This is a genomic window from Lactobacillus taiwanensis (assembly GCF_017894345.1).
Taxonomy (GTDB): domain Bacteria; phylum Bacillota; class Bacilli; order Lactobacillales; family Lactobacillaceae; genus Lactobacillus; species Lactobacillus taiwanensis.
Window position 1 is genome coordinate 40,606 of record NZ_CP059277.1, and the last position, 14,344, is coordinate 54,949.

The window sequence follows — 14,344 nt, forward strand, 5'->3', positions numbered from 1 at the left end:
AAGAAAATAAATCTGTTAATACATCCCCTCATGGTGTTTTTCTAGTTTTCATTTTTTAGAAAAATACTATTCTAATCGCAATCTCAGGACATCCCCTCATGGTGCTTATTTATTTTTTTATTTTCCCTTGATGGTGCTTTATTCAAAAAAGCCTAAATTTTATAAAAAATTGCTATAAAATCCCAGTTTAATCATAATTTAGAGACATCCCCTCACGGTGTTTTTCTAGTTCTTTTATTTCCCCTGATGGTGCTTTATTCAAAAAAAGTCTAAATTTTATAAAAAATTGCTATAAAATCCCAGTCTAATCATAATTTAGAGACATCCCCTCACGGTGTTTTTCTAGTTTTTTGTTTCCCCTGATGGTGCTTTATTCAATATGGTCTGAATTTCTTAAAAATTGCTATAAAATCCCGCTCTAATCACAATTTGAAAACTTCCCTTCACGGTGTTTATCTATTTTTCATTTTCCCTCACGATGTCTATATAAAAGTGGATAAAATACGATTGCTTTATTAGAAACACTATATCTTGTGGTTTGATCAAAAATATATACTGCAAAATAATGGAAAATCACAATATAAAAATTAATTTTAAAATGTCATAATTCTAATAAAAGTTATCCACAACAGAAAGTGTAATTTACTAATTTATACCTCCCTTCATGGTGTTTTTAATCTCCCCTCACGGTGTTCTAAACCTCCCCTCACGGTGCTAATTAATCTCCCCTCAGGTTGTTCATAATAGGCGAAAATCTCCCCTCAAGTTGTTCATAATAGGCGAAAATCTCCCCTCACGGTGCTAATCAACGTCTGAAAGTCTTGGGAGAGTAGGGCTCATAGAATCGCTAAAGGTATCTTTAAAGGTTTTTTTAAAGGTATTATATATAAAGGTTATTTAAAGGGGAGGTAAGAACTTAAAAAAATATATATACGTTATCCACAAGTTGAAAAATCATCAAATATAAACATTCCTCAATAAAAAAAAAAATTCTATAAACTAACGCAATATGAATTGAAACATTATGCTTAGAGAGGAATTAACACTAATGGTAAACGCAAAAACAGTTAATATTCAAAATACTACTTATACACTTAAAGGCTTTAGCGATACCTACAATTTATCTTATTCAACAGTACGAAAATATTATAAAAAAGGGTACAGAGGGTTAAACTTATTAAGTAAAGTAAAACCTCTTGGTAGCAAACAAATTAAAATAAACGGGACCACGTATGTTAACCGTAAACAAGCGGCAGAAGCTTTGAATGTTCCATTAAGCACATTCTACGCAAAGTACAAAAAAACACTGTAATGGGCTAATAAGGGGGGCAAATAAGAGTGTTTTAGCAAAATATTAATCTGCAAGTACTAAAATTCAATTTGTAATGTTCTTGCTTTAGTACAAAAAACAAAAATTATTCAAAAATAACTGGTGAATTTTCGTTATAAGACAATTTAATTTGATAATCTTATTAGTTAGAAATTAACTAGGTGACATAAGACCTAGTACATAGAAGAAGGGGCAACAATGAATAAAAATATAGAACATACAGAAGGCAACTATATAATGGGAATAACAGTAGGAACCAGTTCAACTGGTTATGCGGTTATTAACGACGATAATGAAATTCTAAAACCCGTACATAATAAATACGGTATTGGAGCTAGAATATTTAGAACTAGAGATAAAGCTGAAGATCGGAGAAACTTTAGATCCGCTAGACGAATGCTCAATCATAAGAAAAGCCGTTTAAAATATTTTGACGACATCATGAGACCTGAGATTACTAAAATAGATCCTCAGTTTTTCAATAGACTAAAGAATTCCTATGTAGCAAAAGGAGATAAAACAAGGGAGAAGTACGAGAGTATTTTATTTCCAACAAAGGAAGAAGAAAGAGCATACTATCAACAATATCCGACTGTGTATCATTTACAGCAAGCACTCTTAACAGAACATCGCCAATTTGATATAAGAGAGATCTATATAGCTCTACATGCACTTTTGAAAAATAGGGGACATTTCTTACTAGAAACTCCGGTCAAGAATTTCACGGCAGAAACAGTAGATACTGAAACCGTTTTGAAAGATCTTGAAGAAAATTTAAATCAAATAGGATTCAATATTAAATTTGATTTGAATAAAGCTGCTGAAATAAATCAAATATTAGATGAGCCAATGTTAAAAAAAGAGAAGATTAAATATTTAAGAACTCTCTTATTTGTGAAAAGCAATAAAGATAAAGACACGGATAAGCAAAATAAGGCAGTCGTGACGCAAGTTATTAATGCATTGCTAGATTACAAAGTAAAATTCAATGTCTTGCTTAATATCGATGTTGATGATCCAAAAGAATGGTCTTTTAATCTTGGAAATAGTGAAATAGACATCAAAATGGACATGCTTAAAACAAAGCTTGGCACAATGGAATTAAAAATAGTTACCGCTCTAACAAATTGGTACAATGCTTTACTTTTGAGAGAAACATTGGGAGAAGCTTCAACAATTGCAGAAGCTAAGGTTAATAGCTATAAGCAACATTTGGAAGATCGAGAGCTTTTCAACCGATACATCAGTAAGTTAAGCCAAATATTACCAGATGATGAAACAGTCACACAACAACTCAGAGATAATTATCGACTTTATATTAATAATCGGAGCGGAAATATTGGTAAGGCGAGAAAGCGTCTAAAGACTACTTCTTTGACCAAAGAAGAGTTTTACAAAAACTTGAAGCAAATTATTTCGAAGCAAAAAGAACTTCCAGAAGGACGAGAAATTATTGCCAAAATTGAGCTAGATAACTTCATGCCAAAGCAAAGAGTTAGGGAAAATACGGTAATACCACATCAATTGATTGCTCTTGAATTAAATAAGATTTTGGAAAATCAAGGAAAGTACTATCCGTTTTTAATAAAAGAAAATCCTTCTGCTGATAAGTCTAATTTAGCTGACTCGCCATATGAAATAAGCCAATTAGTAAACTTTAAAATTCCGTATTATATCGGTCCCCTTGATACTCCGGAAGATCAAAAGAAAAAAGGCATCCCTGAGAATCAACGATTTTCTTGGCTAGTTCGAAAAGAAGAGGGTACGATTACTCCTTGGAACTTTGCTCAAAAAGTTGATATTGAAAAGACTGCCGATGCTTTTATTAAACGAATGATTGGTCAAGATACTTATCTATTCGATCAGCCAGTAATGCCTGCAAACTCATTGATTTATCAAAAGTTCACAGTACTAGATGAGTTAAATAAAATTAAAGTTAATAATAAAAAACTTTCTGTTTCTGAAAAACAATGGATTTATAACGAGCTATTTAAAAAATATAAAACAGTTTCGGTAAAAAGACTAAAACAAGCATTTGCTAAAAGAGGTCATGAAGTATATTCAGTTACAGGACTTTCAGATCCTAAAAAATTTAACAATCAGTTATCTACTTACCTTGATTTCAAGAAAATTTTGGGAGATTTAATGGATGATAAATCAAAGCGTCTAGATATTGAAAAGATTGTTGAATGGTCTACAGTTTTTGAGGATTCAAAGATTTATGCTTTAAAATTAAAAGAAATAGAGTGGCTTAGTGAAGACCAAAGGGAAGCTTTAGCAAAAATTAGACTAAGTGGCTGGGGTAAAGTCTCACATAAACTCTTAACGGAACTGATCCCATCAAATGGTAACAGTATCCTAAGTACGATGTGGAATACTAAACTCACATTTATTCAAATTATATCTAAACCTGCTTTTAAAGCCCTTATTGAAGAAGAAAATATGAATGCCAGTGCTTTTGCGACTCCGCAGGATTTAATTGAAAAGGCCTATATTTCACCTGACAATAAAAAAGCAGTTAACGAAGTACTTAATGTCGTTAAGGATATAGTCACTAAGCAAGGAGCTGTTCCTAAAGTTATTGCTCTGAAGTACAATCGAAATCCACAAAATGAAAGTCAGCTTATGTTAAATCGACAAAAGAAGTTAATTAAGTTGTACGATTCGATTTCAGATAAAAATATTATTACTACTCTTCTCCGTAAGCAGCTTGTTGACTCTACTGATAAAAAACTTATGGATAAGAAAACTTATCTGTACTTTAAACAAGCTGGTAGAGATGGATTAACTGGACAGCCATTAGATTTAAACGATTTAAATCAAACTTCTATTATTCATATTCTTCCACCATCTTTAATTTCAGATGATTCATTTAATAATATTATGCTTGTTAAAAATTCAACTGTGCCTAAAAAGGGAATGGATGGTGCAGCATTTAGATTTGGTAATCTAAAAGTTCAAGATTTACATATGTCGGTAAGAGATATGTGGAATCGATACAAAGAACTTGGTTTAATTCCAAATAAACAGTTTGATAATCTTCTGACTGATCCTGATAATATTGATCCCTACAATAAACTTATTTATACTAACCGGCAATTAACTAACAATAATGTGGTTATTAAGCTCTTAGCTACAATTCTCCATTCCATATATCCTGATACCACACTCATTCTTATCAAAAATGAATATGTCCGCCAACTCAGATATAATTTCGACTTGTATAAGTTAAAGAATTTAAATGATTTCTATCACGGAATGGATGCATATCTTACTGCTTTTACTGCAAATTACTTCTCAAAAGTATATCCGTCTTTGAAACGTTATTTTGTTTTCGGAGAATACCTACGAGATAGTCCTAAAGAAAAGAATGCCCTTAAATCTGATAAAGAATTGGATAATTTGAAAGATATTAAGCACTTTAACTTCTTATGGCGCTTATTGTACGGTAAGGATGAGGAGATCATTTCAACTTCTAATGTTCCAGTATTTAAAAAGAGAGATTTAATTGAAAAACTGAATATTGCCTATAATCTGACTCGACATAATATTTCACAAGAATCAACCATTAAAAACGGCCCTATCTTTGATGCCACAAGATATCCAATTTTGGAGAGAGATACTGCAAAAACTCGTACTCTTTTTCCTTTTAAGAAAAATATGGATACCACTCTCTATGGTGGATTCAGTTCCAGTAAAAATTCTTACTTATGCTTAATTGAATTGATTTATAAAAATGGTTCTAATGCCTATAAACTAGTTGGAGTTCCTCAAAGATACGCCGATATTCTTAAGAATTCTAAACAAGATAAGAACTTAAAACTTTACTCACTTTTGAAGAATTCTATTATCTCTTCAAAAGTTAAAGACTTTAGAATCCTTAAATCTCCTGTTCGATTAAACCAAGTTGTTATTGAGAATGGACAAAGATTTTTAGTAAGCTCACCTCAATATCTAAACAGCTTATACCAATTTGATGTTTCCCAAAGTTCCAAAAAAATTCTTGCGGATTATGTAGAAGATCCTTACTTCAATCTTCATAAAAAGACAAAAGATTACAGTGATGATCCAACTGAAATATCAAAACGGTTAAAAAGCGTTGTTGAAGAACTTTTACACATTCTCAACACAAGAGTTTCAATTTTCGATGTTGGAAAAACTCGCAATAAAATTACTACTGGCTTCATGAAGTACTTTGATAAATTAGATATTTCTGAACAGAAAAATGCTGTTTTGCAATTATTAATTACTCTACATGCTTCTAAAAGAGCTGGTAATTTATCTAAATTGCATATCAACAGTACTATTTTGTCACGAAACATGATTCTTTCAGCTGATAGTCAACTTGTTTTTCAGTCTGCTTCTGGTTTAACAGAGTATAAAGTTCAAGTAGATAAAATTAAATAGTCTTTTAATGCATCCCTTATTGTCTTAGGGATGCTTTTTGTTGTTCCTCTCCATTCCTGTTGGTAATTAAGTTTTATGGTAGAATAGTAACAATAAAACCGATATTTATCTTAGATTAAATAATAATGATAAACGGTCGGTTTTAGATGGTTGTCATTTTGTTACTAATAGAACCTCATGACTAAATATTCTAATTTCTTTTATAGTTTTAGACAGTTGTCATTTTGTTACTAATAGAACCAAAAGGTGGCTTTCTTTTATCAAGTCTAATGTTTTAGACAGTTGTCATTTTGTTACTACTAAGACCTTGCTGAAAAACTAATCAATGCGAATGAAGGTTTTAGAAAGTTGTCACTTTGCTATTGCTAAAGCTTTGAAAAACGATTGTTATACGACTAGTTATATTTTAGACGATTATCATTTTGCTACTACTAAGACTGGCGTCGTATAAAAATGGATTGCTCAGATTGTTTTAGACGGTTGCCATTTTGTTACTACTAAGATCCTGTTGGAAAGAACATTGACTCTGGAAAGTGTTTTAGAGAATTGCCATCTTGTTACTACTAAAATGTGGTTAAAAAACTTTTGCCTGCAACCATAGTTTTAGAAGATTAATAATCTATTACTACTAGACTGAAAATCAACGTGATGATATTATTCAAGCGGTTTTAGAAGACTGTCATTAAAAAAACACTTTTGTTGATATTTACAATGTCATTAAGTTAGGGCATTGGGATATTTAGCAAAAGTGTTTTTTGTGTAAAATTTGAAAATGAAAAATTATGAGATAACTACAGTATTATTGTATGTATCATTACACAAGGAAGATACATATGAGTACAAGTCGAAAACACAACAATAAGTATGGTTCCGTATTTACATTAATGAAGATCTTTATCATAATATTGGCTTTATCCATTACAGGAGGATGTATTCTATTTTTTTATTATGTGAAAGATACTCCCACAATTACTTCAAGTCAGTTACATGGAGAAGGATCCTCTAAGCTATATACAACTGATGGTAGATTTTATATGTCCCTTGGACTTGATAAAAATCGATATACTCCTATTAGTGAAATACCTCACTCTATGCGAGATGCTGTTATCTCTATTGAAGATAAGAGATTTTATAAAGAAAAAATTGGGTTAGATCCTATTAGGATTACTTCCTCTACTTTGAAAAATATCAAAAACAGGGCAGTTGTCGAAGGTGGCTCTACAATTACTCAACAATTAATTAAATTAACGCTGTTTTCAACTAAAACATCAGATAGGACAATGAAACGAAAAGCTCAGGAGGCATGGCTTGCTGTACAAGTATCCAATAAATATTCTAAGGACAAAATACTCGAATATTATTTAAATAAGGTATACATGAACTACAACATCTATGGTGTGGGGACTGCAGCAAAATATTTCTATAATAAAAAATTGAAAGATCTTAATTTATCGCAAACTGCCCTTTTAGCAGGGATGATAAATGCTCCCTCCACTTATGATCCCTATATATTTCCCAAAGCGGCTACATATCGAAGAAATCTTGTATTAAAAGCTATGCTCAATAATAAGAAGATTACCCAACAAGAATATAGCCAAGCTATTAAGGAAAATGTTCAGGACGGATTGATAAGAATTAAAAATGATGACTTATCCCAAAGGCGTAAAATGGATGATCCATATCTAAAAGAAGTAATAAATGAAGTTCATAGACTAGGCTATGATCCATACAAAGATAAGTTAAAAATAACTATTAACATGGATTCGGCAGCTCAAAAACAGCTATATGAGTTAGCAAATAATAAAGTAAAATTCTCGAGTGATAAAATGCAAGTCGGAGCCACTGTATTAGATTCAAGTAATGGTCACGTATTAGCAATTTTAGGCGGCCGTAAGCTTCCTAATATCCAATTAGGATTAAATCGTGCTGTACAGACCGATCGCTCCTCAGGATCGAGTATAAAGCCGATTTTAGACTATGCGCCTGCTTTAGAATATAAAGGCTGGTCAAGTGCGCAAATACTTGCTGACACTCCATATATTTATCGAGGTAGCAATACACAACTCTATAATTGGGATAATGCTTACTGGGGAAATATAACTATGAGACAAGCTCTGACCCAATCACGAAATGTTCCAGCAATTCGAGCCCTGGAAGCAGTAGGAATGGATAAAGCTACAAAATTTGTTAAGAATATGGATATAGATATTCCTAAAAGGCAGGGCTTGTCGGTTGGGATAGGGGCTAATGTCTCAACAGCACAGTTAGCTGGTGCATACGGAGCGTTAGCAACCGAAGGAATATATTACCAACCTAAATTCATTTCAAAAATTGAAACAGTTGATGGAACTGTACAAAATTATAATTCAAGCGGAAAAAGAGTTATGAAGCAGTCAACGGCCTATATGATTACAGATATGTTAAAAGATGTTATTAATAATGGTACTGGTAAATCCGTCAAATTGAAAGGGTTATACCAAGCTGGAAAGACGGGTACGGTTAAATATTCAGAAGATGAATTAACTAAATATCCATCATATGCTAATACACCAAAAGATTCATGGTTTGTAGGATATACAAAAGAGTATGTAATAAGCATATGGACCGGGTATGATCGTTTATCAGATGGGAAAATAAATAGTGACGGAGAATTATCGGCACAAAATCTCTATAAGTCTATGATGAAATATATGATGGCCAATAAAAGATCAACTGATTGGATAAAACCGCGCTCTGTAATAACTAAGAATGTCAATGGAACTCGAGAAGTATTTCTAAAGGGAAACAGTACTTCACCTGGATCAATAAAAAGTAATCAATCACAAAAAGTTATAAAAAAAAGGCCACAACAATTTGTGAAAAATATTCAACCAAATATACAAGAGGACAAAGATATAAGTAATGAAAAATCAGTAAATAATCAAAGTAATTCTAATACTGATACTAATAGCAATTCACAGACTCAGAACTCACAAACTGACCAAGAAATTATATACTATTACTATTATGAGCCCGAAAATTAGGTAGATTAAGATTACAGATTTATGAAGATTAGCTGGAGAAAACCTCAGATTTTAATCTGGGGATGAATCCAGCTTTTTTTTGGTGTATTTTTGTTTTAACCCTCCTTTCTTTGATATTCTTTATCAAGAAAGGAGGTAAAAATAATGCTCAAAGGAATTAATCTTGAATAAAGCCAAAACAGGAAGGCTAAGAGCCAAATGGTCAGGGGCTGGCCATGGTAAAAAGCTGAGTTCTGTGAGTTAGGTACTTGGCTTGAAATATCAAGATCAAAGTAAGATCCTAAACACTACTCAGTGTTCCCAGAAACCTGGTACTTTAGTGCCGGTGTAGTTCATCTCAATAGACTGGAAGAAAATTTGGTCAAAGAAAAAGAGCCATACAACTATTTTATAGTTGCTTAGCTCTCTTTATAAACTATTCATCAACAGGATTTCTTATAGAATGTAAAATCTGAGGTTTTCTCCAGCTAATCTTCAATAAAAATCCTTTTCTTGTTCTTTTCTTGTTCTATAAGCTTCAAAACCTCGATAAACATTTTCCATCGGATTATCAAAATCAGCCCACAATTCTCCAAATTTATCTCTCCAATAATGATTTTTTACTAGTAAATTTTTTTCATCTTTAACATTAATTTTCTCTACTATCCAAACTTCCTCATACATATCAACAGTATTAAATTCTGGATTAAAGAATTGTTTTTTCATTATCTCGTTCTCCTATTTATTATATGAATAGAAATCCAAATTAATTATAATCTAAGAAAAAAAGGCTCTGTTAATTCAGAACTTTTTTATAATTGGAAGGAAAGATATGCTGAATACGTATGGTGTTGTTATTTGCTTTCTTCAGCAATTTTTTTTACTTTTTTTCTAAATTCAGCTCCCGAGGTAAAGGCAGGTACAGTGGTTGCAGGAATAGTAATAGGCTTACCTGATCTAATATCGAGTCCTCTACGAGCACCTCTATCTCTTTTATCGAAAGATCCAAACCCGATTAATCTTACTCTATTCCCCTCCGCTACCTGATTTTCAATAACGTCTATGAATGTATTAACAAATTTATCTGCTTCAATCTGTGTCGTATTCATTTTTGCTGCAATTAGTTTAACAAGCTCTTTTTTTCCAATTGTTGCCATTAATAGTACCTTCTTTCAATAACGAATCAGCGTGACCTTTGATCAACTGATATTAATAAGTATATTTTAGCTAAAAAGAAAAAAGAATAGCTAAAATAATAAAAAATTCAAGCAAGTTTGATTATAGTTTGAACATTATCAGGATCTTAACAATATAGAGGATATACTTTCTTCATAAATAAGCAATAAGTACGAAAGGAAGTATATTTCTATGGCAAAAAAATTTAAAAGTAAAGTAATACTTACTTTAAGCTTGCTTGGTGCGTGTATCGGGTTAGCTTTAATTTTTAATGGTCAAATAAAAAATGCATTGGTTCATCAAAATCAAGTTGCTGGAATAAATAAAATTACTAAAAAACGGTTGAAAAGAATAAAAATAAAAAAGCAAGTTATGACTTTTCAAAAGTACATTCACTTGGTTGGAAAGAAGTTACGGATAGCAGAATATCTAAAAATACGTATGATTATGGTATTGGGACTATTGCAATTCCCGATGTTGGGATGTATTTGCCAATAGAAAAGGGACTAAGCAATACAAATATGGCTATAGGTGCATGTACTATGAGATCAGATCAGGTAATGGGAGAAGGAAATTATCCATTAGCTGGACATTGCATGACTAGTTCGGGCAGTTTGTTTTCTCCTTTAGAAAATGTTCAAATTGGAAATAAAGTATATATAACGGATATGACCACTATTTATGTCTATAAAATTAATATAAAAAAAATAGTTGAGCCAACAGCAGTATGGTTAGTTGATAATACAAAAAGTCCAATAATCACTTTAATTACTTGTGCAGATGGTGGTCAAAAGAGATGGGCACTTATAGGAAATTTTATTGGATAAGTTCCAGCAACACGACAAAATTTAAATTCTTTTAATTTGAAAAAATAAGGTTACAAAAAACATCCCTAACAGGTGAAGTACCTCATGAACTACACCGGCACTAAAGTACGCCAAGAAAAAAGCTGGATTTATCCCCAAAATTAAAATCTGAGGTATTCTCCAGCTAATCTTCAATAAAATGGCAACCTTCTAAAACATATTCCATCGAATAATTTCATAACTTTTGGGTCTTAGTAGTAGCAAAGTGACAACCTTCTAAAACATACTTTGCCGCCCTTTGCTTTTGCTATACGGTTTTAGTAGTAACGAAACGACAACCATCTAAAACTTAATATTTAGAAATAGCGATGCTCTTTCAGGTCTCAGTAGTAACAAAATGACAACCCTCTAAAACGGCTTAATTGTCAATGTACTAGTCCCACATGGCCTCAGTAGTAACAAAATGACAACCCTCTAAAACCGGCCGAAAATGGGTATACAACACCTTGGAGGTCTTAGTAGTAACAAAATGACAACCCTCTAAAACTGTTAACATTCACTATCTATCCGTGGATTGGATCTTAGTAGTAACAAAGTGACAACCATCTAAAACCGACCCTTTATCATTTTTATTTAATGTATGATAAAAGATAGGTTTTATATTAATTTTTTAAATATAAAAAAAACCCGTTAAAACGGGAATAAAGATTAAAAGTTGCTGTATAAATACAGCTTCCTTGATTTTAATTAGATTGTCATTTTGTTACTACTAAAGTTAGGAATTACCTAACAATTGAATTATAACAAATAATTCTTATAGCGACAAGATTAAATACGCAAATTTTTATTAAAACTGCCACTAAACTCCTTGACTAAGATTGTTCATGAAAGTTAAAGTTACAAACTTATTGGTCTCATAGTTAAAACTACCACTATAGATATCTATAACTTTTGCTGCACGTTTATCTTTAAAGCCAACTTTATAAGTCACGGTCACGATTACAGGAACTACATCGGATTTATCATCAACAGTACCAGTTGAAGCGTTAAGAGATATGAAAGATGAAGATAAACCAACAGTAGAAATATAGTTAACCCCATCGTCTTTATCGGAAAGAAATAGATCTTCACTATTCAAAAGAGAAGGAGCTAAATAAGGTTTAGCCTTATTTTTACGAGCGCTATACTCTTTTGAAGAAGAATAATTTAATAAAATAGGGAATAGTTTTTTAGAAACATTTTGAACATCAGTATCAGCAGATATTTGCTTTGCACTTAAACGAACTTTGGGATTTGAATTATTAAGAGCCTTTTGTGCTTGCTCATAATCTAATAGAGATTGTTTACGTTTAATTTTAGTTTGTGTAATAGATTGTTGCTCTTTCAGATAATTAAGCTGATTTTGATAAGTATTAAATGGCTTCTGGATATATAAGAGCGCCAATAACAATACAGGAATTAAACATAATAATAAAAGGGCTAGGTATTTATAAAAAGGTGTCCATGTATGAAGATTTCTGTAGTTATGCATTTAATTTTCCTCTTTGTCCTTGATATAAGCATTTAGGAGCGTTCCTTGTTTTGTCGTAAAGTTATAGCTGACATCAAAGTAGGCAGCTCCTGATGTATTTGTATTAAGATCTGGATCTAATTTATATTGGGTATAAATATGAATCAGAATGACCTTATTAGTTATGTCGAAATCTGAAAAGGTTACTACAGTTTTTTCACCTGTAAGAATACTATGCTGCAATATATCTTTTCTTAAATATTTCGCACCTTTTTTGCCAAAATAAGGATAGAACGACTTAATTTTTTGAGGAGTTAGATTATCTGGAGTTGGATTTTTGAATAAGTCGGTTGTTGCTTTCGTATATTTATCCTGTAATTCTTTCTGTTTACCTTGGAGATCGAAAACTTGTCTCTTATAGTCATTTTTATTAGGGACAATATTTTGATACTCCTTTTTTAATGTACTAAGCTTTTTTTCTTGAGAGGGAATCTGTTGCTTTACATTTTGTAAATGTTCAATAGAACTAGTAAGCATAGCACCTAGAAAAAGAGTAGGAAGCAATAAAAGTAAAATGGCGAGCAGTGGAGGAAAGTCTGCATACCAGTGTTTCTTGGTTCTTTTTTTCATTGATAAAACTTCGAGCTGATAAAGCATGTTTCCATAATTTCAATCTGAATCTGATGAGGAATTATGCCTTCAGCTCTTTTCCTTTCTTTGTTGGTTGTAATATAGTTAGTCGGAATTATTTCTTATCATTCTTGTCATTCTTGTTATTCTTATCGTTTTTATCGCTCTTGTCGCTTGATTGTTTAAGCCCGTTATTGATAATTTCGAGAGGATCTTTCCACCCACCACTAGGATCAAAGGAATGACTAATAGCATTTTCAAAAGATTTTTTTGTGACACCAATGTGTACATGGTTAACATTACCATGCGCTGTTAAATAGCCGATTGCATCACCAGTTTTTACATTTTGTCCAACTTTAACTTTAATATACTGTTTATCTGAATTAGAAAAACCAAATTCTTGATATATTTCATTCCAGCCATCTGAGCTTGTGACCCAAACATACCATCCAAGAGTATCATTAGTAGTACCTGAGTGTGCAATCTTAGTAACCTTACCACCATGTATAGCATGAATAGTTTGATTATTATATCTAGCAGTACCAAAGTCTACACCATCATGATAACCGTTAACACGTCCACCACCAGTATAGCCAAATCCTTGATATGGTTCATTTTTTATAATGGCTTTAGCAGACTTATAACTCATCCCTTTAAATGGCCAACCCCATTCACCGGAAGATGGCATATCATCATCATCACAATTTGATTGACTTTCAATAGTAGCATCAGTAGCAGCATTGATAGCTGAACTAAGAGTAGAACTCTTTCCTTTGATTTTATCTCCACCAAAAAGTTGGTAAGCTTTTCTAGCAGCAGATTGACGAGCACCTGAACTCGCTGTTCTTGCTGCAGCAGAAGGACGTTCATATATATTCATCCATGCTATAGCAGCAGTTTCCGGAGATTTATTTTGTGTAGTAGACATGTATCGTTTAACACTAGCAGGCTCACTTTTTACTACGAAATCACTTTGGCTTTTAACAGACCATGAACCATCTGAACCCTTGAGATACTTAGTATAAGGCGTAAATTGATACAGACCACCACCGCCACCGCCACTATATTCTTTTAGATCGAGAACAAAAGCCTTGTTTTCGGCACCACCAATATTTCCAACAATACCGCCAACTTGCGCTCCATTCATCCCATATGCTACCCAATATTCCCATACTTGCTTAGCTGTATTGTAAGCACGAGTTCCTTGTTTGCCCCAATCGCCTTGACCTCCAGTAATTTTGCTATCTTTAAAGTCACTAGAATTGGTAGTACAATTGTTAACATTCTTTTGCTCTTCATCCCATAGAGCACCACCTATTAGAGCAGCTAAAAGAACTACTATAAAGATGGCACTTCCAAAAATAATAAGCAAAAATTTATTATTTTTTACAAAAGTCGTCATTCCCAATTTGTCTCACTTTCCACTTAGTATTACTAGATTAAGTGCTTTTGTAAAAAGAGGGTTGAATTGCATATATTTAAC

8 protein-coding genes, 1 pseudogene and 1 CRISPR repeat array are annotated in these 14,344 nt (G+C 32.3%); of the genes and pseudogenes, 4 read left to right on the forward strand and 5 right to left on the reverse strand.

All coding sequences use genetic code 11. From position 1 onward, the window contains the following. Nucleotides 1-1,048 precede the first annotated feature (1,048 nt). The 3 genes from H1A07_RS09430 (at nucleotide 1,049) to H1A07_RS09440 (ending at nucleotide 8,760) form a co-directional block, all read left to right on the forward strand. Entirely contained in the window at nucleotides 1,049-1,312 is a 264-nt protein-coding gene (locus H1A07_RS09430) for a hypothetical protein (protein ID WP_210145697.1), read from the forward strand. Between the two features lie 216 nt (nucleotides 1,313-1,528). After that, nucleotides 1,529-5,737: a type II CRISPR RNA-guided endonuclease Cas9 gene (cas9, locus tag H1A07_RS09435; protein ID WP_210145698.1), complete on the forward strand. Its 4,209-nt coding sequence runs from the start codon at nucleotides 1,529-1,531 to the stop codon at nucleotides 5,735-5,737. Between the two features lie 833 nt (nucleotides 5,738-6,570). Next, nucleotides 6,571-8,760: a transglycosylase domain-containing protein gene (locus H1A07_RS09440; protein ID WP_210145701.1), complete on the forward strand. Its 2,190-nt coding sequence runs from the start codon at nucleotides 6,571-6,573 to the stop codon at nucleotides 8,758-8,760. Between the two features lie 474 nt (nucleotides 8,761-9,234). Here H1A07_RS09440 and H1A07_RS09445 read toward each other — a convergent pair whose 3' ends face one another. Together H1A07_RS09445 and H1A07_RS09450 are read right to left on the reverse strand one after the other, a co-directional pair. Then, nucleotides 9,235-9,465 (reverse strand): hypothetical protein, encoded by a 231-nt coding sequence (locus H1A07_RS09445; RefSeq protein WP_210145704.1) that lies wholly within the window; start codon nucleotides 9,463-9,465, stop codon nucleotides 9,235-9,237. Nucleotides 9,466-9,593: 128 nt separating this feature from the next. Further along, nucleotides 9,594-9,896, reverse strand: coding sequence for an HU family DNA-binding protein (locus H1A07_RS09450; RefSeq protein WP_210145706.1), 303 nt, complete (start codon nucleotides 9,894-9,896; stop codon nucleotides 9,594-9,596). 211 nt (nucleotides 9,897-10,107) lie between these two features. On the opposite strand from H1A07_RS09450, the pseudogene H1A07_RS09455 reads away from it, so the two are divergent. Next, nucleotides 10,108-10,742 (forward strand): annotated as a pseudogene (locus tag H1A07_RS09455) (class A sortase). Nucleotides 10,743-10,974: 232 nt separating this feature from the next. Next, a CRISPR array of direct repeats spans nucleotides 10,975-11,334; the repeat unit is 30 nt; unit sequence AGTAGTAACAAAATGACAACCCTCTAAAAC. Between the two features lie 246 nt (nucleotides 11,335-11,580). On the opposite strand, the gene H1A07_RS09460 reads toward H1A07_RS09455, so the two are convergent. The 3 genes from H1A07_RS09460 to H1A07_RS09470 all read right to left on the reverse strand — a co-directional run bounded on the left by H1A07_RS09460 (nucleotide 11,581) and on the right by H1A07_RS09470 (nucleotide 14,263). Next, nucleotides 11,581-12,252, reverse strand: coding sequence for a hypothetical protein (locus H1A07_RS09460; RefSeq protein WP_210145709.1), 672 nt, complete (start codon nucleotides 12,250-12,252; stop codon nucleotides 11,581-11,583). After that, complete coding sequence (locus H1A07_RS09465) at nucleotides 12,253-12,861, reverse strand: hypothetical protein (RefSeq protein ID WP_210145711.1); 609 nt, start codon at nucleotides 12,859-12,861, stop codon at nucleotides 12,253-12,255. It abuts the gene before it with no gap. Between the two features lie 115 nt (nucleotides 12,862-12,976). After that, complete coding sequence (locus tag H1A07_RS09470) at nucleotides 12,977-14,263, reverse strand: phage tail tip lysozyme (protein ID WP_210145712.1); 1,287 nt, start codon at nucleotides 14,261-14,263, stop codon at nucleotides 12,977-12,979. Nucleotides 14,264-14,344: the final 81 nt, after the last annotated feature.

Bases quoted from the DNA above. Each gene is read 5' to 3' on its own strand.
- H1A07_RS09465 (WP_210145711.1), bottom strand. From the start codon at position 12,861: ATGAAAAAAAGAACCAAGAAACACTGGTATGCAGACTTTCCTCCACTG.
- H1A07_RS09430 (WP_210145697.1), top strand. From the start codon at position 1,049: ATGGTAAACGCAAAAACAGTTAATATTCAAAATACTACTTATACACTT.
- H1A07_RS09470 (WP_210145712.1), bottom strand. From the start codon at position 14,263: ATGACGACTTTTGTAAAAAATAATAAATTTTTGCTTATTATTTTTGGA.
- H1A07_RS09450 (WP_210145706.1), bottom strand. From the start codon at position 9,896: ATGGCAACAATTGGAAAAAAAGAGCTTGTTAAACTAATTGCAGCAAAA.
- H1A07_RS09440 (WP_210145701.1), top strand. From the start codon at position 6,571: ATGAGTACAAGTCGAAAACACAACAATAAGTATGGTTCCGTATTTACA.
- H1A07_RS09460 (WP_210145709.1), bottom strand. From the start codon at position 12,252: ATGCATAACTACAGAAATCTTCATACATGGACACCTTTTTATAAATAC.
- cas9 (WP_210145698.1), top strand. From the start codon at position 1,529: ATGAATAAAAATATAGAACATACAGAAGGCAACTATATAATGGGAATA.
- H1A07_RS09445 (WP_210145704.1), bottom strand. From the start codon at position 9,465: ATGAAAAAACAATTCTTTAATCCAGAATTTAATACTGTTGATATGTAT.